Origin of the sequence: Streptomyces sp. NBC_00209 (genome assembly GCF_045206345.1) — a bacterium.
Classification (GTDB): domain Bacteria; phylum Actinomycetota; class Actinomycetes; order Streptomycetales; family Streptomycetaceae; genus Streptomyces.
Genome location: NZ_CP108121.1, coordinates 5,122,735 through 5,145,357 on the forward strand (window position 1 = coordinate 5,122,735; position 22,623 = coordinate 5,145,357).

Annotated in this window: 21 protein-coding genes; 6 read left to right on the top strand and 15 right to left on the bottom strand. The window is 73.5% G+C overall.

Going from position 1 to position 22,623, the window contains the following annotated elements:
• Positions 1-219 precede the first annotated feature (219 nt).
• The 5 genes from OG867_RS23300 to OG867_RS23320 all read right to left on the bottom strand — a co-directional run bounded on the left by OG867_RS23300 (position 220) and on the right by OG867_RS23320 (position 5,657).
• Entirely contained in the window at positions 220-1,161 is a 942-nt protein-coding gene (locus OG867_RS23300) for an N-acetylmuramoyl-L-alanine amidase (protein ID WP_406288102.1), read from the bottom strand.
• A gap of 83 nt (positions 1,162-1,244) precedes the next feature.
• The gene (locus OG867_RS23305; protein WP_328899974.1) at positions 1,245-1,889 is read right to left on the bottom strand and encodes a class I SAM-dependent methyltransferase; all 645 of its coding nucleotides are present in this window, start codon (positions 1,887-1,889) and stop codon (positions 1,245-1,247) included.
• 101 nt (positions 1,890-1,990) lie between these two features.
• Positions 1,991-3,316: a M20/M25/M40 family metallo-hydrolase gene (locus tag OG867_RS23310; protein ID WP_406288105.1), complete on the bottom strand. Its 1,326-nt coding sequence runs from the start codon at positions 3,314-3,316 to the stop codon at positions 1,991-1,993.
• Positions 3,313-4,704: a cytosine permease gene (locus tag OG867_RS23315; protein WP_406288107.1), complete on the bottom strand. Its 1,392-nt coding sequence runs from the start codon at positions 4,702-4,704 to the stop codon at positions 3,313-3,315. The genes OG867_RS23310 and OG867_RS23315 overlap by 4 nt, the downstream gene beginning before the upstream one ends.
• On the bottom strand, positions 4,704-5,657 hold the full coding sequence (locus OG867_RS23320) for a DUF1177 domain-containing protein (RefSeq protein ID WP_406288110.1): 954 nt from the start codon (positions 5,655-5,657) through the stop codon (positions 4,704-4,706). Before OG867_RS23320 ends, OG867_RS23315 begins: the two co-directional genes overlap by 1 nt.
• A gap of 148 nt (positions 5,658-5,805) precedes the next feature.
• Between OG867_RS23320 and OG867_RS23325 the strand changes: the two genes are divergently transcribed.
• Both OG867_RS23325 and pepE read left to right on the top strand, forming a co-directional pair.
• Positions 5,806-6,639 carry an IclR family transcriptional regulator gene (locus tag OG867_RS23325; protein ID WP_406288112.1) on the top strand — a complete coding sequence of 278 codons (834 nt, stop codon included), beginning with the start codon at positions 5,806-5,808 and terminating at the stop codon, positions 6,637-6,639.
• A gap of 29 nt (positions 6,640-6,668) precedes the next feature.
• A complete protein-coding gene (gene pepE, locus OG867_RS23330) occupies positions 6,669-7,418 on the top strand; it encodes a dipeptidase PepE (protein ID WP_406288114.1) in 750 nt (249 codons plus the stop codon).
• On the opposite strand, the gene OG867_RS23335 is transcribed toward pepE, so the two are convergent.
• Positions 7,381-9,186, bottom strand: coding sequence for an MFS transporter (locus OG867_RS23335; RefSeq protein ID WP_406288116.1), 1,806 nt, complete (start codon positions 9,184-9,186; stop codon positions 7,381-7,383). The genes pepE and OG867_RS23335 overlap by 38 nt on opposite strands.
• A 276-nt stretch (positions 9,187-9,462) precedes the next feature.
• Between OG867_RS23335 and OG867_RS23340 the strand changes: the two genes are divergently transcribed.
• The gene (locus tag OG867_RS23340; protein ID WP_406288119.1) at positions 9,463-10,986 is read left to right on the top strand and encodes an MFS transporter; all 1,524 of its coding nucleotides are present in this window, start codon (positions 9,463-9,465) and stop codon (positions 10,984-10,986) included.
• On the opposite strand, the gene OG867_RS23345 is transcribed toward OG867_RS23340, so the two are convergent.
• From OG867_RS23345 to OG867_RS23375, 7 genes are all read right to left on the bottom strand, one after another.
• Positions 10,925-12,367 carry a hypothetical protein gene (locus OG867_RS23345; protein WP_406288121.1) on the bottom strand — a complete coding sequence of 481 codons (1,443 nt, stop codon included), beginning with the start codon at positions 12,365-12,367 and terminating at the stop codon, positions 10,925-10,927. The genes OG867_RS23340 and OG867_RS23345 overlap by 62 nt on opposite strands.
• Positions 12,368-12,409: 42 nt before the next feature.
• A complete protein-coding gene (locus OG867_RS23350; RefSeq protein WP_328904307.1) occupies positions 12,410-13,042 on the bottom strand; it encodes a response regulator transcription factor in 633 nt (210 codons plus the stop codon).
• Positions 13,043-13,047: 5 nt separating this feature from the next.
• Positions 13,048-14,244 carry a sensor histidine kinase gene (locus OG867_RS23355; protein WP_406288124.1) on the bottom strand — a complete coding sequence of 399 codons (1,197 nt, stop codon included), beginning with the start codon at positions 14,242-14,244 and terminating at the stop codon, positions 13,048-13,050.
• 53 nt (positions 14,245-14,297) lie between these two features.
• Positions 14,298-15,017 carry an ABC transporter permease gene (locus OG867_RS23360; RefSeq protein WP_328899964.1) on the bottom strand — a complete coding sequence of 240 codons (720 nt, stop codon included), beginning with the start codon at positions 15,015-15,017 and terminating at the stop codon, positions 14,298-14,300.
• Positions 15,017-15,997: an ABC transporter ATP-binding protein gene (locus tag OG867_RS23365; RefSeq protein ID WP_406291134.1), complete on the bottom strand. Its 981-nt coding sequence runs from the start codon at positions 15,995-15,997 to the stop codon at positions 15,017-15,019. Before OG867_RS23365 ends, OG867_RS23360 begins: the two co-directional genes overlap by 1 nt.
• Before the next feature lie 256 nt (positions 15,998-16,253).
• Positions 16,254-16,430: a hypothetical protein gene (locus tag OG867_RS23370; RefSeq protein ID WP_328899963.1), complete on the bottom strand. Its 177-nt coding sequence runs from the start codon at positions 16,428-16,430 to the stop codon at positions 16,254-16,256.
• Positions 16,431-16,552: 122 nt separating this feature from the next.
• Positions 16,553-17,824: a hypothetical protein gene (locus OG867_RS23375; RefSeq protein WP_406288128.1), complete on the bottom strand. Its 1,272-nt coding sequence runs from the start codon at positions 17,822-17,824 to the stop codon at positions 16,553-16,555.
• 198 nt (positions 17,825-18,022) lie between these two features.
• Here OG867_RS23375 and OG867_RS23380 point away from each other — a divergent pair, with 198 nt between their 5' ends.
• The 3 genes from OG867_RS23380 to OG867_RS23390 are packed head-to-tail and all read left to right on the top strand — an operon-like array spanning position 18,023 to position 20,768.
• A complete protein-coding gene (locus OG867_RS23380; protein WP_406288130.1) occupies positions 18,023-18,859 on the top strand; it encodes a Nif3-like dinuclear metal center hexameric protein in 837 nt (278 codons plus the stop codon).
• A complete protein-coding gene (locus tag OG867_RS23385) occupies positions 18,856-19,599 on the top strand; it encodes a zinc ribbon domain-containing protein (protein ID WP_406291136.1) in 744 nt (247 codons plus the stop codon). The genes OG867_RS23380 and OG867_RS23385 overlap by 4 nt, the downstream gene beginning before the upstream one ends.
• Complete coding sequence (locus OG867_RS23390; protein ID WP_328899960.1) at positions 19,599-20,768, top strand: bifunctional RNase H/acid phosphatase; 1,170 nt, start codon at positions 19,599-19,601, stop codon at positions 20,766-20,768. The genes OG867_RS23385 and OG867_RS23390 overlap by 1 nt, the downstream gene beginning before the upstream one ends.
• A 192-nt stretch (positions 20,769-20,960) precedes the next feature.
• On the opposite strand, the gene eda is transcribed toward OG867_RS23390, so the two are convergent.
• Together eda and yaaA are read right to left on the bottom strand one after the other, a co-directional pair.
• The gene (gene eda / locus OG867_RS23395) at positions 20,961-21,581 is read right to left on the bottom strand and encodes a bifunctional 4-hydroxy-2-oxoglutarate aldolase/2-dehydro-3-deoxy-phosphogluconate aldolase (protein ID WP_328899959.1); all 621 of its coding nucleotides are present in this window, start codon (positions 21,579-21,581) and stop codon (positions 20,961-20,963) included.
• 64 nt (positions 21,582-21,645) lie between these two features.
• Positions 21,646-22,446: a peroxide stress protein YaaA gene (yaaA, locus tag OG867_RS23400; protein ID WP_328899958.1), complete on the bottom strand. Its 801-nt coding sequence runs from the start codon at positions 22,444-22,446 to the stop codon at positions 21,646-21,648.
• Positions 22,447-22,623 lie beyond the last annotated feature (177 nt).

Genomic DNA, 22,623 nt, shown 5'->3' on the forward strand with positions numbered 1-22,623 from the left:
TCGCCTCGAGTGAGGGAGCGGATATTCACGTGAAGGTCCTTAGTCGATCGTCTCGTCGGGGCGGTCGTCGCTGCCGCCGGATGCACGGCGGGCAAGGCTTGAAGCTCGGGAACGGCTCCCCATCGTAGGGATGAATCTATCGTCTGCCCGGGCGGGTTGTGTTCCTGCCCGGTTGGTGCGAGAACATCCTCCCGAATTCATCGCAGAATCACCCCTTGACTACCCCTTGAGGTAGCTGCTGATACCGTCCGCGATGCCCTGGGCCGCCTTCTGGCGCCAACCCGGGCTGGTGAGCAGGGCGGCGTCCTTGGGATCACGCATATTGCCGCATTCGATGAAGACTTTGGGCACGGTCGACAAATTAAGTCCGCCGAGATCCTTGCGGACGTCCAAACCCGTTTTGCCGCCTACATAATTGGAAGGGGAACTTCCGGTACTGCGTACGAACAGTCCGGCGATACGGGTGCCGAGATCGCGTGAAGCAGCCACGATCTTCGAGGTGTCCGCGCTCCCGCCGCGCACGAGTGCGGGAAGGATCACATGGAACCCCCGGTTTCCCACGGCCGATCCGTCCGCGTGCACCGAGACCACCGCGTCCGCGTGCGCCTCGTTGCCGATACGCGCCCGCTCGTCCACGCACGGCCCGAACTCCCGGTCCCCGTCGTACGTCAGGAGCACCTTCGCACCCTGCGCCCGCAGCAGGTCCCGCAGCCGGTGCGCCACGTCGAGGGTGAACTCCGCCTCCGCGTAACCCCCGTTGGTGGCGGTTCCGGTGGTGTCGCACTCCTTGTGGCCGGTGCCGATGCCGACCTGGCGGTTGATCGCGGCGGTGTGCAGGTGGTTGCGCGGGTTGTGCCCGGGGTCGATGACCACGGTCTTGCCGGACAGCGGCCCGCCGGGAACGGACGGCGGCTTCGCGGGGGACTTCGCCGGGGACTTCGAAGGGGACTTCGACGGCGACGGGGCGGCCTTCGTGGGCGCCGGTGACGGCGAGGCCGGTGCGGCCGGGGCGCTGGCCGCACCGCCGCTCGGCCCGGCCTGGGCCTGCGCGGCGCCGTCCCCGTCGCCGCAGCCGGCCAGGCCCAGGCACAGCAGGGCAGCGGCGGCGGCGAGCCGGAGCGGGCGGCGCGGGGTGGGGGGAAGGCTCTCGTGGTGACGCACCCGGCGATGGTAGCGGCACTCCCTTGCCCTGTCCGGGGCGTCCGCGGCCCGGCCGGGAACACCCCGTGAACGGGTCTTCGCCGTCAGATGCCCGGTCCGGTGCGGCGCAGCACGCGCAGCGAGTCCGTGACGGAGACCTCCGTGAACGCGCCCGATTCCAGCGCCCGCAGATACACCCGGTACGGGGCCTGGCCGCCGTGTGCCGGGTCCGGGAACACGTCGTGGATCACCAGCAGCCCGCCCTCGGCGACGTGCGGGGCCCAGCCCTCGTAGTCGCCGTTCGCGTGCTCGTCGGTGTGGCCGCCGTCGATGAAGACGAAGCCCAGCGGGCCGCCCCAGACCGCCGACACCTGCGGCGAGCGCCCCACGAGCGCCACCACGTGGTCCTCCAGGCCCGCCGCGTGCAGCGTCCTGCGGAAGGTGGGCAGGGTGTCCATCCGGCCGACCTCCGGGTCCACCACGGTCGGGTCGTGGTACTCCCAGCCGGGCTGCTGCTCCTCGCTGCCCCGGTGGTGGTCGACGGTGAGCGCGGTGACGCCGGCCGCCCGCGCCGCGTCGGCGATCAGGATCGTGGAGCGCCCGCAGTAGGTGCCGACCTCCAGCAGCGGCAGGCCGAGCGCGGCGGCCTCGGTGGCCGCCTCGTACAGCGCGAGCCCCTCGACCACCGGCATGAAGCCCTTGGCGGCCTGGAACGCGGCGAGAATCTCCGGCTTGGGCTCGGCGGCCACGGTGTTCCTCCTGGTGGGACGGGTAGGGCGCCATCGTGCCGTACGCCCCCCGCCGACTGTATCGGCGGGGGGCGTACGCGGGGTGTGGAGAGCGCGTCGGGTCAGCAGCTCTGCCAGAGGCGGGTCATGACGCGGACGCCGAAGCGCAGCCCCTCCAGCGGGACGCGCTCGTCCACGCCGTGGAAGAGGCGGCCGTAGTCCAGGTCGTGCGGCAGCTTGAGGCCCTTGAAGCCGAAGCAGCGGATGCCCAGGTGCGTGAACGCCTTGGCGTCCGTGCCGCCGGGGTTGCAGTACGGGACCGGGTGGCCGTCCGGGTCCTCGGCGCGGACCGCCGCGCACATGGCGTCGACCAGCGGGCCGTCGAACGTGGTCTCCATGGCGATGTCGTGGTTGACCCACTCCCGGCTGACCGAGGGCAGCAGCAGCCGGTCGATCGTGTCGATCAGCTCCTGCTCGTGGCCCGGCAGGAAGCGGCCGTCCACGCGGGCGGTGGCCTTCCCCGGGATCACGTTGGTCTGGTAGCCGGCGCTGAACATCGTCGGGTTCGCCGAGTTGCGCAGCACCACCTGCATGAAGTCGGCGACCGGGCCCAGCCGGGCGAGGCTGCCCTCGATGTCGTCCTCGTCGAAGGCGACGCCGTAGAGCCGGGCGGCCTCTTCGAGCAGCGCGCGGACCGGCTCGATCAGGCGGATCGGGAAGGTCTCGCGGCCGATCCGGGTCAGCGACTCCGCGAGGTCGGTGACCGCGTTCTCGTCGTTGGGGGAGGAGCCGTGGCCGGCCCGGCCGGTGGCGGTGAGCTCCATCCAGGCCATGCCGCGCTGGGCGTTCTCGATGGGGTAGAGCCGCCGGGTGTCGTCCAGGGCGAAGGAGAACCCGCCGCCCTCGCCGATCGCCTCGGTGACCCCGGCGAACAGCTCCGGGCGGTGCTCGACCAGCCAGTGCGCGCCGAACGCGCCGCCCGCCTCCTCGTCCGCGAGGAAGGCGAGGACCAGGTCGCGCGAGGGGGCGGCGCCGGTGCGGGCGAAGTGCCGGGCGGTGGCCAGCATCACCGCGACGGTGTCCTTCATGTCGATCGCGCCCCGGCCCCAGAGGTAGCCGTCCCGGATCTCGCCGGAGAAGGGCGGCACCTGCCACTCGGAGGCGTCCGCCGGGACCACGTCCAGGTGGCCGTGGACCAGCAGGGCGCCGCGGTCCGGGTCGCGGCCGGCGATCCGGGCGATGACGCTGGCGCGGCCGGGCGCGGACTCGACCAGTTCGGAGCCGATGCCCACCTCGGCCAGGCGGGCCACGACCCACTCGGCGCTCGCGCGCTCGGTGCTCGTCGGGTTGGAGGTGTCGAACCGGATCAGCTCGGCGCAGAGGGCGATGACCTCGTCCTGCGCCTCGTCGGAGGCCGGGACGAGTGCGGTGCCGGGTGCGGTGCTCATGCTGCTCCCACAGGGGTGGTGGTGCGGGCGGCCGGGGCCGGGCCGTCCTGCTCGTCGGCGAGGACGGAGGTGCCGTAGGGCTTGATCCAGCCCAGCAGGCCCAGGGCGCTGTACAGGACGAAGGCGGTGGCCAGCGAGTTCAGGGCCGGGATGCCGCCGTCGTAGAACTTGCCGACGCAGAACGCGGCGATCCAGATCGCGATCGACATCGGCACCCAGGTCGGCGAGTGCGCCGGCAGGGTCTGGGCCTCCCGGGTCTCGTCCAGCGGCTTGCGCATCCGCTTCACGACCCAGTACTCGGCCACGATGATGCCGCCGATCGGCGGGATGGCGACGCCGAGGATCGTCAGGAACTCGGTGAAGTGGCTCATGATCCCGACGGCCGACAGGACCGTGCCCGCGATGCCCAGGACGATGGTGACCGCGCCGCGGTGGACGCGCTTGTTGAAGACGACCTGGAAGAAGTTGACGACGCCGAGCGAGGAGCCGTACAGGTTCCAGTCGTTGATCTTCGCCGTGGACATCAGGACGACGAGCACACCGAAGGCGCCGGAGGTGGAGAGCACGATGTGCGAGACCTCGTTGCTCTTCACCAGGTGGCCCAGGAGCACACCGGTCAGGCCGACGATGTACTCGGAGAGGATCATGGACGACGCGCTCTGCAGGAAGACGTGCGAGCCCTTGCGGTTGTAGCGGGTCATCTCGGGGGAGACGATCGCGCCCGTCATATAGCCGCCCGCGATGGCGGTGGCGGCGACGGCCAGCGGGATCGTGTCGCCCGGCGGCGGCGAGTGGACCAGGTCGCTGAACGAGTGGTCGTTCAGGGTCCGGATCACGGAGAAGGCGACCATGGCGAAGAACAGCGGGGTGACGACCTTCGCGAAGTTCGCCATGTACTGGAAGCCGAAGATCACCAGAGTCGTGATGGCGATGCCCGCGAGCACGCACCACATCCAGGAGGGGCCGCCGACCAGCGCCGAGACGCTGTCGCCGAAGATCTTGTTCTGGACGCCGAACCAGCCGACCAGACTGACCGCGATCACGAAGCTGACCAGCGCCGAGCCGTTGCGCCCGAAGCCGGCCCAGCGGGTCAGCATCGGCGTCGCCAGGCCCTCGCGCATCCCGGCCAGGCCGATCGCGAAGATCACCACCTCCAGGATCACCGCCCCCAGCGTGAACGCGAGGAACGCGTCGCCGAAGGTCATCCCGACGCCGATGGTGGCGCCGAGCGTGAACTGCGAGATCGAACCGGACTGGGCCAGCCACTGGAGGAGCATCGACCAGAAGCCGAACCGCTTGTCGCGCGGGACGCGCGAGAGCGCGTAGTCGTCGCTGCCGATGCTCTTGGGCGCGGGCGCCACGGCACCGGACTGCGGGGCGGCTGACATCAGGACTCCTGGGGGGTACGGCCGAAGGTCTGCAGGTGGGTCAGCGAGCCGTAGCGGCTGACGAGGTTGTCGAACTCCACCGCGTCGTGGAAGTCCAGCCGGCCGTCGCCGTACGCCTTGGCGACCTCGACGGCATAGCGGGCGGCGGACGCGATGTCGCTCTCGTGACTCGCGCCCGTCCCGCAGCCCGGCACCGCCGCGGCCGAGGTGATGGCGAGGCCGATCACGGGGGCCGCTGTCGCGGTGGAGGGCTGGAGGATCGAATTGATGTGGTGTGCCCCATTACCGTACGGGGTGATGTCCTGGGTGGTCACGGGGTACGTGACCAACGGCTCACCGGTCACCACGGCCAGCAGCTCCCCCAGCTGCTCGTTCACGCGGAGCACCCAGCCCTCCTTGACGGTGGGCGACAGGGCGAGGCCCTTGTGGTTGATGACGCGGTTGCCCTTGGTGGTGTCGATGGAGAGCACGGCCTCCATCTCGCCGGTCACCTCATGGCGGTTCATCGTGGCGATGTCCACCGGCGAGCCCATGAACGGCACCGGGTCGTGCGGCTCGGTCGGCGCGTTCGGGCAGATGTGGGTGGCGATGATCACATCGCCGGGCAGCACGTCGCCCCGGCGGCGCATGTCGAGCAGCTTGGCGGCGGCGGCCAGCGCCGAGATCGCGCCGTCCGCGTCGGAGACCAGTCCGGTCACCTCGGGGCGGGCGCCGATTCCGCCGAGCCGGCCGACGACCCCCAGGGTGCGGGCCGCGCCCCCGGCCGTACGGCCCCGGGAGCCGGGGATGCGGACCGACACGAAGTCCGTCGAGCCCCGCTCACCGGCGACCGTGGTGACCTGGGCGCCCGAGCCCTCGGCCCCCGCCGCGGCGTCCAGGTACTCGACGGCCGTCTTGCCATGGGCCTGGGGGTCGTCGAGCAGTTCGACGAGATCCAGTACGTACTTCAACATGGGGGGCCTTTCTCGCGCATCCGTCACACCCGTCCGGAACCCGCCAGGGAGCCGCGGCTCCGGACGGGGTGCTGAGAGCAGATTCGGGATCGGATAGCGTTGAGCGCAATGATTTCCCGTTATCTGCAATTCACGTCTGAATGGTGAGATGGCCATGGCGGAGTTCGAACTCGACCGGCGCACCCCCGCCGGAGCCCTCCAGACCGTCGACCGCGCGCTGCTCGTGCTGCTCGCGTTCGAGCGGACCCGGCCCGACTGGGGTGTGACCGAAGTCGCGGCGGAGTTCGGCTGGGACACCTCCGTCGCCCAGCGGCTCCTGGCCACACTCGCGGGGCGCGGCTTCCTGGTCTCCGACCCCGCCACCCGCCGCTACCGCATCGGCCCCGCCGTGCTGCGCCTCGGCCGCCTCTGGGAGCGCTCGGGATCGCTGGAACTGCTGGCCGGACCGGTCCTGGAGGAGCTGCGCCGGGTCACCGGCGACACCGTGCTCTTCTGCCTGCCCGACAGCTTCCACATGCGGTGCGTGGCCGCCGAGGAGGGCGAGGCGGGACCGCTGCGCTACTACCCGCTGGTCGGCGAGCTCTACCCGGCGCACGCCGGGGCTACAGCCAAGTCCTTCTACGCCTACCTGCCCGACGAGCAGCGCCACCGGCTCTTCCGGGGCCGCCCGATGGCCCGCTTCACCGACCGCACCGTCACCGACCCGGACGTGCTGGAGCAGCAGCTCCTCCAGGTCCGGGCCCAGGGGTACGCCTGGACCGTCGGCGAGTACGACACCGGCATCGCGACCCTCGCCGTCCCCGTCTTCCTGGGCCGCGAACCGTACGGGAGCCTCAGCCTCGGCGGCGCCGAGGAGCGGTTCGAGGGCGCGCCGGAGAACCGCCTCGACGCGCTGCGAAACGCCGCCGCCCTCCTGGAGAAACGCCTCACCCACCCGCCGCAGCGCCCGAAGCCCCGGGCGCGCCGCAGCCCGTCCGCCTGACCGAACGACACCCCGGAGGAAGTACCCCCGTGCACCTGCTCCTGCTCTCCAACTCCACCCAGTACGGCCGCGGCTACCTGGAACACGCCCTGGACACGGTCACCGCGTTCCTGCCCGCCCGCGCCCGCCTCGCCTTCGTGCCGTACGCGCTCGCCGACCACGACACGTACACCGCACGCGTCCGCGGCGCCCTGGAACCGGCCGGGATCACCGTGCGCGGCGTCCACGAGCACCCCGAGCCGGCCGCCGCGCTGAAGGACGCCGACGCCGTGTTCATCGGGGGCGGCAACTCCTTCCGGCTGCTCAGCGCGCTGTACCGGACCGGGCTGCGCGAGGCCGTCGTGGACGCCGTGCGCGCCGGGCTGCCGTACATGGGGGCGAGCGCCGGGACCAACATGGCGGCGCCCACCCTGCGGACCACCAACGACATGCCCATCGTGCAGCCGCCGTCCTTCGCGGCCCTGGGCCTCGTGCCGTTCCAGATCAACCCGCACTACCTGGACCCGGACCCCGCCGGCACCCACAAGGGCGAGACCCGCGAGGAACGGATCACCGAATTCCTGGAGGAGAACGACGTCCCCGTCCTCGGCCTGCGCGAGGGCTCCTGGCTCCGCGTCGAGGGCGAGGCGGCCCGCGTCGAGGACGAGGCGGCCCGCGTCGAGGGCGTCCGCCCCGCCCGCCTGTTCACGCGGGGCGCCGAGCCCCGGGAGCTGGCGGCCGGGACGGACGTGTCCTCGCTGCTCAGGACGGAACCGCGGTTCGACGCTCCGGTGCGCTGACCCCCGCGAGGACGAGGTCCGTGTCGACCGGTCCGCCGTTCGCCGGGCAGGCGGCCGGGCAGGCGCGCGGTGCGTGTCCGGTGGCCGACGCCGCCAGGACGAACGTGCCGGCCTCCGGGGCCGCCAGCGCCCAGCGGCCCCCGGCGTCCGTGGTGGTCAGCCCCGCCTGCCGGCCCTGCCGGTCGATCAGGGTCACATTGGCCCCGGCGACCGGCACCCCGTCCGCGTCCAGCACCCGGCCGCGGAAGCCCTCCGGGGCCGCGAGGGGGAGCGGTTCGGCGTCCTCGGCGGCGCGCCGGGCCGCCTCGTCGCCCTCGCTGCTCGCCAGCAGGACCGGCGCGGTGGCCGTGCGCCGGGACGGCAGGAACGAGGCCAGGACGAGACCGGCGACCACGGCGCCCGTCGCGATGAGGAACGAGATCCGGAAGCCCTTCATCGTGGGCACCGCGACCGAACCCATCCGGGTCGAGGTGTGCGCCAGGACCATGCCGATCACCGCGCTGGACACCGAGGTGCCGATGGAACGCATCAGGGTGTTGAGGCCGTTGGCCGCGCCGGTCTCCGAGGCGTCGACGGCGCCGATGATCAGGGCGGGCAGCGAGGAGTAGGCGAGCCCGATGCCGGCGCCGAGGAGGACGGCGATGATCACGGTCTGCCAGGCGGCGCTCATCAGGCCGAGCCCGGCCCCGTAACCGATGGCGATGACCAGCATGCCGAGGATCAGCGAGACCTTCGGGCCCCTGCGGGCCGAGATCCGCGCGTACAGCGGGGCGACGAACATCATCGTCAGGCCGAGCGGGGCCACGCACAGCCCGGCGACCACCATCGACTGGCCGAGGCCGTAACCGGTGGCGGCCGGCAGCTGGAGCAGCTGGGGCAGGACCAGCGAGACGGCGTAGAACGCGACGCCGACCATGATCGAGGTCAGGTTGGTGAGCAGCACCTCGCGGCGGGCCGTGGTCCGCAGATCGACCAGCGGCGCGTCGCTGCGCAGCTCGAACACGCCCCACAGCACCAGCACGACGAGCGAGGCGGCGATCAGCCCGAGCGTGGTGGGCGAGCCCCAGCCCCAGTCGCTGCCCTTGGTGATCGGCAGCAGCAGGAGCACCAGGCCGAGCGAGAGCCCGAGCGCGCCGACCGTGTCGAACCGGCCGGGGGCGCGCAGCGTGGTCTCGGGCACCGCGAACACGGTCAGCGCCATGGCCAGTACGCCGAGCCCGGCCGAGCCGAAGAAGAGGGCGTGCCAGTCGGTGTGCTGGGCGACGAGTGCGGCGGCCGGCAGCGCGAGTCCGCCGCCCACCCCGATGGACGAACTCATCAGCGCCATCGCCGAACCGAGCTTCTCGCGCGGCAGCTCGTCGCGCATGATGCCGATCCCCAGCGGGATCGCGCCCATCGCGAAGCCCTGGAGGGCGCGGCCCACGATCATGACGACGAGGTCGTCGGTGAAGGCGCATATCAGGGAGCCGACGACCATCACGGCGAGGCTGGCCAGCAGCATCCCGCGCTTGCCGTACAGGTCTCCGAGCCGCCCCATGATCGGGGTGGCGACGGCCCCGGCGAGCAGGGTGGCGGTCATCACCCAGGTCGCGTTGGAGGGGGCGGTGTGCAGAAGGGCGGGCAGATCCTTGATGACGGGGACGAGCAGGGTCTGCATCACGGCGACGGTGATACCCGCGAAGGCGAGCACGGGGACGATCCCCCGGCCCGCCTTCGCGCGCGGATCAGGAAGCTCCGCGCCGGGCTGTTCGTGCGTCGTCTGTGGCATGCGTGCGGCCTCCGGGCAGCGGTGGGAAGGGGGTGTGCGTACGGTTACGGGTCGTGCTGCGGTCAGCACCGACCGCCAAGTCTGTGCAGGGTGAACCTTCCTCGGCTACGGCGTATTCCGGGGCGCGGGGTGCGAATCCGGTCCGGCCGCGCGCGGGGCGCGTGCGCAGCCGATGTGGCGTCGCGTCAATTCCTGTGGTCGTACGCCGCTGGACCGAGGCGCGGGACGACCTGAAACCGATGTACGGGGCACAGCGGGGCTGCGAGTATGACGCCCATGGCCGACGCCCCCCTGCTCGCAGCGCCCACCGACCGGAACTCCGTCCGCACCTGGGCGGTGATCCTCGCCGCCTGTGTCGGGCAGTTCCTCGTGGTGCTCGACGTGTCCGTCGTCAACGTCGCCCTCCCGTCGATGCGCGCGGACCTCGGGCTGAGCTCCACCGGACTTCAATGGGTGCTCAACGCGTACTCGATCGCCTTCGCCGGGTTCATGCTGCTCGGCGGGCGCGCCGCCGACCTGTACGGCCGCAAGCGGATGTTCCTCGTCGGCCTCGGCCTGTTCACCGCCGCCTCCCTGGCCGGCGGGCTCGCCCAGGAGGGCTGGCAGCTGCTCGCCGCCCGCGCCGCGCAGGGCCTCGGCGCCGCCGTCCTCGCCCCCGCCACCCTCACCCTGCTCACCGCCGCCGTCCCCGAGGGCCCCGCCCGCGCCAAGGCCATCGGCACCTGGATGGCGGTCGGGGCGGGCGGCGGCGCGGCCGGCGGACTCGTCGGCGGCGTGCTCACCGACGCGCTGTCCTGGCGCTGGGTGCTCCTGATCAACGTGCCCGTCGGGGTGCTCGTGCTGACCGGCGCCGCCCTCTGGCTCGCCGAGGGCCGCACCGGCGGACGCAGCCGCGTCGACCTGCTGGGCGCCGCCCTCGTCACGGCGGGTCTCGCCTCCACGGCGTACGGCATCGTGCAGACCGAGGAAGCGGGGTGGACCGATGCCGCGACCCTGGTCCCGCTGCTCGGCGGACCCGTGCTGCTCGCCCTGTTCGCCCTCGTGGAGACGCGCACGGCCAAGCCCCTGATGCCCTTGCGGGTGCTGGGGTCGCGGGCGGTGGCATCCGCGAACGCGGCGATGCTCGTCATCGGCTCGGCCACGTTCTCCATGTGGTACTTCATGACGGTGTACGCGCAGAACGTGCTGGACTACAGCGCGCTGGAGGCCGGGCTCGCCCTGATGCCGTCCTCGCTGGCCGTGGTCATCGGCTCCAAGAGCGCGCCCCGGCTGATGGTCCGCGTCGGGGCGAAGAACCTCGCGCTGATCGGCACCGCCGTCACCGCGGCCGGCTTCGGCTGGCAGTCCACGATGACCGCGCACGGCTCCTACCTCACCGCGGTCTGCCTGCCCGGCGTGCTCATGATGGCCGGTGCCGGGCTCGCCTCGACCCCGCTCGCCTCGCTGGCCACGTCGGGCGCGGCGCCGGGGGAGGCCGGGCTAGTCTCGGGGCTCGTCAACACCTCGCGGACCATGGGCGGCGCCCTCGGGCTCGCCGTGCTCTCCACGGTCGCCGCCGCCCGCACCGGGGGCGGGGCCGACCCGGCCGCCCTCACCGCCGGCTACGCGCTGGCCTTCCGCACGGCGGGCACCGTCCTGCTCGGCGGCCTGCTGCTGATGCTGCTGTGGCTCCCGCGCCACCGGCCGGAACACCTGACGACCTCACCCGCGAGGGTCAGCGGCGTCGCGGGTGAGGCCGTTACCTCCGTGCGTACAGCGTCACCCGACGCCCCCGCACCCGCTCGTCCTCGATCACGGTGAAGTAGTCCCTCAGGACGGCCGCCTTCACCTTCTCCCGCCGCCCGTTCTCCGGACGCGCCGCCTCCGGTGCGTCCGTGACCAGCAGTATCCGGCGCTGGGTGAGCATCGCGGCCCTGATCCGGGCCGGCTCCGCCTCCACCCCGTTCAGCGTCCCGGACGCGCGCGGGCTCCGGGCCAGCGCTATGTCCCGGAGCCCGCTGAACGCCTCGGGCGAGACCAGCTCCGCGTCGCGCCGGGCACCGGGCAGGAACACCACCGCGGTGCCCGGTTCCTTCATCCGGCGCACGTCCGCCGTCATGGCCAGCACGTCGTCCACCCGGCTCGACGGCGACCGCTTGGCCAGCGCCTGCGGCAGCAGCGCCGCCACCGCGCAGGCCAGCAGCACCGGTACGAGCCACCGCGCCGCCGCCGGGAACCGGGGCGCCACGACCCGTACCGCCGCGCCCAGCAGGGAGCCGATGAGCAGCGCCAGGCCGAGCAGGCTGAAGAGGATGTAACGGTCCAGGAAGAGCGGCTTGTCCAGCGAGACGGCGGCCAGACCCAGCTGGGGGACCGCCAGCAGCGGCAGCCCCACCGAGGCCACCGAGAGCCGGCGCCCGCCCGGCCGGTCCACCAGGGCCCCGAGGCCGCCGACCGCCAGCAGCACCGCGGGGCCGATCATCATGTGCCAGGTCAGCGGCGGTATCCAGGACACCTGCCTCGACTGGCCCGAGGTGAACAGGATCAGGGGCAGCGCCCCCGCCACGGCCGCCGCCGAGGCCGCCGTCCAGCGCGCCCACATCCGGCGCCCGGCCCCGCTCCACGCCAGCGTCGCGGCGTGCGCGGGCAGGATCAGCAGCGAGAACCAGTTCAGCAGCGCACAGACCAGCACCGTCCCCGCGTACGCCGCCCAGCGCCCCCACCGGTCGCGCCCGCCGAGCAGCGTCACCAGCAGCAGCGTCGAGACCCCGGCGCCCGCCGCGACCAGCGCGTACGGGCGGCCCTCCTGGAGGTAGAACTGCACGGCCGGCAGCAGGCCGAGCGCCATCCCGGCGCCCAGGCCCGCCCCTCTCCCGGCCAGCCGCTCCCCGATGACCGTCACACAGGCCGCCGCCCCCGCCATCGCCAGCACGGAGGGCAGCCGCAGGGTCGTGGTCGTCGGCCCGAACCAGTCGAAGAGGCCGTGCATCAGCAGGTAGTAGAGCCCGTGGACCGCGTCGACATGGGCCAGCATGGCCCGTATGTCCGCGGCGGACCGCAGCGCCACCTGCCAGGTCGCCGCCTCGTCCCGCCACAGGCTGCCCTGCCGCGAGAGCCCCCAGAGCCCGAGGCCCAGGGTCCAGAGCGCCGGTATGAGCCAGAGCGGGGGAGTGCGCCGGGGCGCGGATATGTGAGACGGCATGAGGTGACCGGGTCCCTGAGTGCGGACGAAGCGCGGACGCGGTCAGAGCCAGCCCTGCTGCCGGGCCGCGCGGACCGCCTCCATGCGGTTGCGGGTGCCCGTCTTGCCGATCGCCGACGAAAGGTAATTGCGGACCGTTGATTCTGACAGATGCAGTTTGGCGGCGATGTCGGCGACCGTCGCCCCATCCGCCGAAGCGACCAGCGCGTCCCGCTCCCGCGCGGTCAGCGGACTCGCCCCCGAGCTGAGCGCGGCGGCCGCCAGGGCCGGATCGACCACCGTCTCCCCGGCGAGCACCCGGCGGATCGCCTCGGCCAGATCCTCGACCGGGCCGTCCTTCACCAGGAAGCCCGCCGCCCCCGCCTCCATCGCCCGGCGCAGATATCCGGGCCGGCCGAAGGTGGTGAGGATCAGCACCCGGCAGTCCGGGACCTCCTCGCGCAGGTCGGCCGCCGCGTCCAGACCGCTGCGCCCCGGCAGCTCGATGTCCAGCAGCGCCACGTCCGGCCGGGAGGCCAGCGCGGCCGCCACGATCTCGTCGCCCGCGCCGACCTGGGCCACCACCTCGATGTCCGGTTCGAGCCCGAGCAGCAGGGCGAGCGCGCCGCGCATCATCCCCTGGTCCTCGGCGAGCAGGACGCGGACGGACGTGGCCGGGGGGTGCTCCTGAGGCATCTCGTTCACCGGCCCAGGGTAGGCGAGCAGGCCGGGCCGTCCCCGGCTCCGGGCACCGGCGCCGCGTCGCCGTCCTCCTCGCCGCCCGCGTCCACCGGGAGTTCGGCGGTCACCACGAAGCCGCCGTCCGGGCCGGGGCCCGCCACCAGGGAGCCGCCCGCCGCCGCGAGCCGTTCGGTGAGCCCCTTCAGACCGGTGCCGCCGATGCCCGGGGTGGGCGCGGGGCCCTCGGGTCTGCCCCGGCCGTCGTCGGTCACCGTGAGCCGGACCTTCTCGCCCGTGCCGGCCACCTCGAACACGCAGCGCGTCGCCGTCGAGTGCCGCACCACGTTGGTGACGGCCTCCCGCACCACCCAGCCCAGCAGCGCCTCGGTCTGCGGGGAGAGCGGCGGCCCGGAGCGCCGGACGACCGGTTCGACCGCGGCGGCGGTCAGCGCGGATCTGGCCCGGTCCAGCTCGGTCGCGAGGCTGCCCTCGCGGTAACCGGTGACGGCCTCGCGGATCTCGGTGAGCGCCTGCCGCCCGACGGACTCGATGTCGGCGACCTGGGACAGCGCCGCGTCCACGTCGCGCGGGGCGAGCCGGCGCGCGGCCTCCGACTTCACCACGATGACCGAGAGCGTGTGGCCCAGCAGGTCGTGCAGGTCCCGCGAGAACCGCAGCCGCTCCTGCTCGACGGCGGCCCGGGCCAGCTCCTGCCGGGTGGCCCGCAGCTCCGTCACGGTCTCCGCCAGCCGGAGGATCGCGGACGTCACGGCCCCGGAGATGAACGTCCCGTACCCCAGCGTCCACGGCGGCGAGGCGCTGTCGTCGCGCCAGACCGCGACCGCGCACGCGGCGACCGCGAGCCCGAGCAGTCCGACCGCCAGCAGACGGTGGCGCAGGACGGTGCCGGCGGCCAGCGAGAGCAGCGGGAAGAACAGCAGCCAGCTGCCCCCGTAACCGATGGCCAGGGCGAAGGTGACCGCGGCCAGCGCGCCCAGCAGGACGTACGTCACCGGGCTCTCCCGCTTCTCCTTGCTGAAGCCCCGGAACACCACGGAGATGTAGAGCGAGTTGAAGGCCAGCAGGCCGGCTCCGGCGATCCACGGGGTGGGGGTCTCGCCCTGGAAGAGGTTGGAGAAGGCGCCGAGCCCCATCAGCAGCCACGGCAGCAGGGCGTACGGCGAGGGCGGTCCCGGCCTGCGGTTCTCCTTCCGCATCCGGCGGCGCTCCCTGAACGATGGTCGTCCGGTCCCCGGCATGTTCGCTCCCGTCACACGGTCCTGGCGGACCGACGGTACGAGATCACCGCGTACGCGCCGAACAGCAGGAGCCACGCGGCGAGCACGCCCAGGGTCATGGCGCCCGGCGCGTGCCCGTCCGTCGTCGCCCAGCCCAGGTCCGCGAACCGGTTGGCCGGTGTGAACCGGCCGACCGAGCGCAGCCACTCGGGCAGCATCTCCAGCGGGAACCACAGCCCGCCGACGACCCCGAAGCCCATCAGGCAGGCGACGTTGACGACGCCCGTGCCCTGGGGGGTGAGCCGGTAGCCGTTGCCCAGGCCGAGCAGGGTGAAGGGCAGCGCGCCGATCCACAGCAGCAGCACCAGCACCGCCCACTGCCAGGCCGCCATCCGCACCCCGTTGAGCAGGCCGCCCGCCAGCAGCACGGTCAGGATCACCGGCAGCACGGTCACCGATCCGCTGACCGCCCGGCCCACCACCGCGTGCGACGGGGAGAGCGGGGTGATCCTCAACTGCTGCAGCCAGCCGAGGGACTTGTCGGAGGCGACGCCCGTACCGATCGACATCGCGGAGCCGAGCGCGCCGTACGCGGCCATGCCGACCATGGACGCGGTCTTCCAGCCGTCGGCGCTGTCGTCGCCGATGTTGGTGAAGATCAGATACATCATCACCGGCATGCCCGTGCCGAAGATCAGGAATCCGGCGTCGCGCAGGGTCCGGCGCATTTCGAGCAGGATGTAACGGAACATCAGACGGTCTCCTTCTCGGTGCTGGGCGCGGTGCTCGCGCGAGCGGTGTCCCCGGGCGGGGCGGTGTCGGCGGGCCTTGCGGTGTCGGCGGGCGCGCGCTCCCCGGGCGCGGTGAGCGCCAGGAAGGCGGTCTCCAGCGTGGCCCGGGAGACCTGGAGGCCCCGGACCAGGCCCAGCCCGGCCAGCTCCACGACCGTCGCGTCCGAGTCGTCGGTGCGCAGCAGGGCGCGGTCGCCGGTCACCTCGACGCCGACGACACCGGGCAGCCGGTCCAGGCCCTCGGTGGAGCGGCCCGCGAGGTCGAAGGAGACCTGGCTGTGCCCGGCCGCGTCCTTGATCGCCTCGCCGCTGCCGTCCGCGACGATCCGGCCCCGGTCGATGACGACGATCCGGTCCGCGTTCTCGTCGGCCTCCTCCAGATAGTGCGTGGAGAAGAGCACGGTGTTGCCGCGCCGGGCGTAGGCCCGCATCGAGTCCCAGAACGCGCGCCGCCCCTCCACGTCCAGCGCCGCGGTCGGCTCGTCCAGCACGATCAGCTCGGGATTCCCGGCCAGCGCCACGGCGAACCGCACCCGCTGGGTCTGGCCGCCCGAGAGCTTGTCGATGCGCCGGTCCGCGTACTCCGTCACCCCCGCCAGGGCCAGCGCCTCGGCGACCGGCAGCGGACGCGGGTAGGTCGAGGCGACGAAGGCGACCAGCTCGCGCACGGTCACCCTGGGTATCGGCCGCCCCTCCTGGAGCATGGCGCCGACCAGCCCCGCCCGCACCGCCTGCTCGGGGGAGCGGCCCAGGACCCGCACGGCCCCCTCGTCCGGCTCGTTCAGCCCGAGCAGCAGCGAGATGGCGGTGGACTTCCCCGCCCCGTTGCGCCCCAGCAGGGCCACGGTCTCGCCGCGCCCGATCCGCACGTCCACCCCGTCGACGGCCCGGACGCTCCGCCCGGTCCGCCCGAACGTCTTCACCGCCCCGGTGAAGACCACCGCGGCCTCGTCGTCCCTTGTCTGCGTCATGTCTACGACGTTACGCAGCGTGAGCAGGCGGCGGCAGAGGTATATGTACGCGGTCCGCCATGACATTTGTCATCGCGGATCCGGAGGGTCCGCTTCCGGCTGTGCTTCCGGTCGCTTCCGGCTCCGCCTCCGGTCGCTTCCGTGGGCGGACGGAGCGGTGCCCCCGCCGCCACGGATGGTCTCCCGGGCGGCGGGGGCACCGCTTTCCCCTCCTCGATGCGGCGGGTCAGGCCGCTGCCGCGCCGCTCTCCTCGGCGGGGCGGCGATGACGGCCGGCCGGCGCTGCCGTCGTGTCGTCCGTCGCCACACCCCCTCGGTGCTTTCCGGAGCCGCCGGCGTCGCCCCGCCGCGCGTCCGCCGCGGGCGGGAACGTCTGGGTCGTGTCGGTGCGGGCTTCAGACATGTGGGAAGTCACCCCGTTGTGATCGCTTACGTGTGTGCCGACCGGAGCGTCACGCCGCCGCCCGTCCGGTAAAAGGGCACGTTCGGTGACCGAGGCGAACGGTGCGTGAGCCCGGCCCCAGCTTAGTCAGGGACCGTACGCCCCACGAGAGGCGCCTGCCCCAGTGGAACCGGTGTACACACAGGAGGATTCACCGATGGCTCGGAAGGTTGCCTGCCCCTTGCGTCGTCCGCGAACTCCGCCTCCTCCGGCATCTCCAGCAGCGCCACCGCGCAGGCCGTGTCCCCGTCCGCGTAAGGGAGTTTCAGCACCCCGTCCCGCGACCAGACCCCGCTGCCCGCCAGCCAGCCCCCGGGCGCCGCGAGCTGGTGCAGCCGGCGGCCCGACGGACGCCACAGGCCGATCCAGCTGCCCGCCGCCCCGTCGATCCTGAGGGCCACCGCACAGCTCTCCGGCATCAGCATCTGCCCCGGCTGCACGGCGAACGGCTCCACCGAGCAGTCCGGCAGCCGCAGGCAGTCCGGGAACCGCACCGGCAGGCAGCTGCCGAGCACGCCCCAGCCGAGCCGGTCGTGGCCGGGCGCGTCCGAGCGGATCAGCAGCAGCCCGCTGTCCGGGTCCGCGAGCAGCAGCCGGTCGTCGCTGTCCGGCGCGATCTGGAGCAGCGGGGTCATCTCGGTGCCCCGCCCCAGGTCCACCGCGACCGTCTTCACCGGACCGCCGCCCGCAGGTTCCCGGTCGAGGGCGAGCAGCCGGCCCGCCCGGTCCAGCCAGACGCCGCCGGAGCAGCGCCCCGGCAGGTCCGCGAGGTGCTCGGGCCCGGCCGCCCCGCCCGCCACCCGCCACAGCTCCGTGGAGTACGCGCCGACCGCCAGGGCGTACGCGCTCACCCCGTCCGGAGAAGGCGGCAGCAGGGCGAGCGTGTCCCGCTCGACGGCCCCGAGCGGCAGCTCGCCGGTGCCGGGGCCGGTCGGATAGAGCAGCGAGAAGGTGTGCCGCTCGGCGACCCGGCGCCGGATCAGCACCCGCCCGTCGGCCAGCGGCACCACCTGCGCCTCGGCCTCCTCCGGCTGGTCGGTGGGCAGCGGCACGGCATACGGCTCGGGCCCGTCGAGCGTCCAGCGCTCGGCGTACCAGGCGGTGTCGGCGCCGGGCACCGGGGCAGCGGTGAGCCGGGCACCGTACGCGCCGTCGGCGGTGAGCGTGAAGGCGGGCAGAACCGTTTCGGCGGGGGCGTCCGCCGCAGGCACGGCGGCCGGCACGACCGCCTCCGGCGCCGGGTCGTCCTCCGTCGGGCCGGTCTCCGCGACGCCCCCCGCGGGATCGCCGGGACCGGGCTTCGCCGGTCCGTCGTCACCCGTGGTGGTCCCGTCCTCGATGGCACAGGCAGTCATCGACTCATCACCTCCGGCAACCGAAGCTAGTTTTCGCACTTCCAGCCGAACAACACGACCTCCCCCACTTCACACATAAGGGTGGTGATGGCCGGATTTCGCTGTACGACCGAGGGTGCGTGTGCTGTACGGGGCCGGGCTGCGGGCGGCCCGTTCCCGGGGCTCCCCGGGGCGCGGCGGGCAGGTAGCCTTTCCTCCGTGCCCCGTCTGTCTGAAGTCATCTCCGAGCTCGACGCTCTCTGGCCGCCCGAGCGGGCCGAAGGATGGGACGCGGTCGGCACCGTCTGCGGTGATCCGGACACCGAGATCCACCGGGTGCTCTTCGCCGTCGACCCCGTCCGGGAGATCGCCGACGAGGCGAAGGAGCTGGGCGCGCACCTCGTCGTGACCCACCACCCGCTCTACCTGCGCGGTACGACGACGGTCGCGGCGGACACCTTCAAGGGCCGCGTCGTGCACACGATGATCCGCGACGGCATCGCGCTGCACGTGGCCCACACCAACGCCGACACCGCCGACCCCGGCGTCTCCGACGCCCTGGCCGCCACCCTCGACCTGCGCGTCGAGCGCCCCCTCGTCCCGGACCCGGCGGACCCGGCCGGCCGCCGGGGGCTCGGCCGGATCTGCGTGCTCGACCACCCCGAGACCCTGGGCGCGTTCGCCGCCCGCGCCGCCGCCCGGCTGCCCGCCACCGCGCAGGGCGTCCGCCTCGCCGGCGACCCGGACGCGCTGGTGCGCACCGTCGCGGTGAGCGGCGGCTCCGGCGACAGCCTCTTCGACGCGGTGCGCGCCGCCGGTGTGGACGCCTTCCTCACCGCCGACCTGCGCCACCACCCGGCCTCCGAGGCCACCCAGCACTCGCCGCTCGGCCTGGTCGATGCCGCACACTGGGCCACCGAGTGGCCGTGGTGCGAGCAGGCCGCGGCACAGCTCGAAGCGATTTCCGACCGCCTCGGATGGGACCTGAGGGTCCACGTCTCGAAGCAGGTCACCGACCCCTGGACCGCCCACCACTCTTCTGGAGCCCCCAACTGAACGCCGCGCCCGCCGACCAGATCCGACTTCTCGACGTCCAGGCGCTCGACCAGCGCCTCTCCCAGCTCGCGCACCGCCGCACGTCCCTGCCCGAGCACGCCGAGATCGAGTCGCTGACGGCCGACCTCGCCCAGCTCCGCGACCTGCTCGTCGCCTCGACCACCGAGGAGAGCGACACCGCCCGCGAGCAGACCAAGGCCGAGCAGGACGTCGACCAGGTCCGCCAGCGCGCCGCCCGCGACCAGCAGCGCCTGAACTCCGGCGCGGTCACCTCGCCGAAGGACCTGGAGAGCCTCCAGCGCGAGATCACCTCGCTCGCCAAGCGCCAGGGCGACCTGGAGGACGTCGTCCTGGAGATCATGGAGCGCCGCGAGTCCGCGCAGGAGCGCGTCTCCGAGCTGACCGACCGGGTCGCCGCCGTGCAGGCCAAGGTGGACGACGCCACCGCCCGTCGCGACGCCGCGACCCAGGAGCTCGACGCGGAGGCCGCCACGGTCACCAAGGAGCGCGAGGTCGTCGCCGGCTCGGTCCCCGCCGACCTGCTGAAGCTGTACGACAAGCTCCGCACCCAGCAGGGCGGGGTGGGCGCCGCCCGCCTCTACCAGCGCCGCTGCGAGGGCTGCCGCCTGGAGCTCAACATCACCGAGATCAACGACGTGAAGGCCGCGTCCTCGGACACGGTGCTGCGCTGCGAGAACTGCCGCCGCATCCTGGTCCGCACCGCCGACTCGGGCCTGTAGTGAGCCTGCCGCGCCGGTTCGTGATCGAGGCCGACGGCGGCTCCCGGGGCAACCCGGGCCCCGCCGGCTACGGCGCGGTCGTCATCGACCCGGACACCGGCGAGACGCTGGCCGAGACCGCCGAGTACATCGGCGTCGCGACCAACAACGTCGCCGAGTACAAGGGCCTCGTCGCCGGCCTCCGCGCGGTGGGCGCCCTGCTCGCGGACGGCCCGGTGGGCACCGGCGTCCAGGTGCGCGTCCGGATGGACTCCAAGCTCGTCGTGGAGCAGATGTCCGGCCGCTGGAAGATCAAGCACCCGGACATGAAGCCGCTCGCGGCCGAGGCGGCGGCGGTCCTGCCCGGCGCGGACCTCACCTACGAGTGGATCCCGCGCGAGCGGAACAAGCACGCCGACCGGCTGGCCAACGAGGCCATGGACGCGGGCCGGCGCGGCGACCGGTGGGAGCCCTCGGCGTCCACGGCCGCCCTGGACACCCCGCGCACCCCGGTGGCCTCCGACCCCGTCACCCCGCAGGTGGGCTGGGGCTCGGCGCCCGACCTGGGCGCGCCCGCCACCCTCGTCCTGCTGCGGCACGGCGAGACGGCCCTCACCCCGCAGAAGCGGTTCTCCGGAAGCGGCGGCACCGACCCCGAGCTGTCCCCGGCGGGCCTGGACCAGGCCGAGCGCGCCGCCTCGGCGTTCGCCGCCCGCGGCACCGTGCAGGAGATCGTCAGCTCACCGCTGCGCCGCTGCCGCGAGACGGCCGGCGCGGTCGCGGCCCGGCTCGGCCTGGAGGTCCGCGTCGAGGACGGGCTGCGCGAGACGGACTTCGGGGCCTGGGAAGGGCTCACGTTCGGCGAGGTCAGGGAGCGGTACGGAGCCGACCTGGACGCCTGGCTCGCCTCCCCGGACGCGGCCCCCACGGGCGGCGGCGAGAGCTTCACGGAGGTCGCCGACCGCGTGGCGGCCGCCCGGGACGGCCTCGTCACGCGGTACGCGGGGCGCACGGTCCTCGTCGTCACGCACGTCACCCCGATCAAGACCCTGGTCCGGCTCGCCCTGGGAGCGCCCCCGGAGGCGCTGTTCCGGATGGAGCTGTCGGCGGCGTCCGTCTCGGCCGTCGCGTACTACGCCGACGGCAACGCCTCCGTACGCCTGCTGAACGACACGTCCCACCTGCGATAGAGGCACCGGGACAGCACTCGGCCCCACCGGCGGGGGGAAGGCCGGTGGGGCCGAGGCGGTTCCGGCGGGTCGGGGGATTACCGGCCGGAACCCGGGTCACCCGGCATGCGGGCTACGTCCCCTGTAGAGGTCGTGCCCCGAATACCGGGGAGCATGCACAACGAGGTACGACGGGTTCTCCCGCCGCCCCGTTCAGCCCCTCAGCGCCGCCGCCCCGGCGGCCAGCCGCTCCACGCGCGCCCAGTCCCGGGCCGCCACCGCGTCTCCCGGGACCATCCAGCTCCCGCCCACGCAGCCGACGTTGGGCAGCGCCAGGTACGCGGGCGCGGAGGCGGCCGAGATGCCGCCCGTCGGGCAGAACCGGGCCTGGGGGAGCGGGGCGGAGAGCGCCTTGAGATAGGCCGTGCCGCCCGCCGCCTCGGCCGGGAAGAACTTCATCTCGGTGACCCCGCGCTCCAGCAGCGCGACCACCTCGGAGGTGGTCGAGACGCCCGGCAGGAACGGCAGCCCGGAGCCCTTCATCGCGTCCAGCAGCGCGTCCGTCCAGCCGGGGCTGACCAGGAACCGGGCCCCCGCCGCCACGGTGTCCGCCACGTTCCGCGCCGAGATCACCGTGCCCGCCCCGACGACCGCGTCCGGGACCTCCGCCGCGATCGCCCGGATCGCGTCCAGGGCGGCGGCGGTGCGCAGGGTCACCTCGATCGCCGGAAGCCCGCCCGCGACCAGGGCCCGGGCGAGCGGCACCGCGTCGGCCGCGTCCTCCAGGACGACGACGGGCACGACGGGGGCGAGGTCCAGCACGGAGGAGGTCATGCGCCCATCCTGCCCGGTGTGCGGCGCAGTACGCAACGACCGTTGCGGAGGATGCAACGTAGGGTCAGTGGATCTCCGCGACGACCACATCGAGCTGCCACGGCCGCCCCGCCCGGGTGGGCGCCTCGGCCTCGACGGTGTACCCCAGGTCCCGCAGGGCGGTGACCAGCTCGGCGGGGCCGGCCGGGCGGGCGCCCGCGAGCAGCAGGTCGCGCACCATGCGGCCCTTGGTGGCCTTGTTGAAGTGGCTGACCACGGACCGCTTCTCCACCCCGTCCACGAGCTGCGCGTGGAGCACCCGCACGCTCGCCGTGCGCTCCGCGACCGCCCCCTTCGGCTTCCACGCCGCCGTGTACGCGGACGAGCGCAGGTCCAGCACGAGCCCGTCGCCCGCCGCCTCCGGCATCACCTCCGCCATCGGCGTACGCCAGAACGCCCCGAGCGCGCCGGGCCCGGGCAGCTTCACGCCCATCGAGCAGCGGTACGGCGGAATCCGGTCGCCCACCCGCACCGCGCCCCACAGCCCGGAGAACACCAGCAACGACTTCCCGGCGAGGCGGCGGGCGGCCGTGTCGAGCGAGTCCAGGCCGAGGGCGTCGTACAGCACACCCGTGTACAGCTCCCCGGCAGGACGCGTCCCCGCCGTCCGCAGCTCCGCGTTCTTCGCGATCTCGCCCCGCAGCCCCTCGCTGAGCCCCAGCACCTCCCGCGCCTTCTCCTCGTCGGCCACGCACAGCTCCACGAGCGCTTCCAGCGCCTCCGCCCGCGCCCCGGCGAGACCGGGCAGCGACAGGGACTCGGGCTTCAGGGGTGCCCCGCGCCCCGAGGCGGCCTTTCCTTCGGAGGGCGGCAACAGCACGAGCACGGCGGTTCTCCTTCGTACGTACGGGGAAGAGGCGCGGCGGTGTGCGGACCGCACGGATGCCCCAGGTCAGCGTACGGGGGCGGAGGGGCTGTTCGTACGGGGCGGAGGGGCACCCCGTACGGGCACAAAGCCCTCCGTTCGGAATGCCGCGTTCCGTGCCCCGCCCTACGCTCGGGA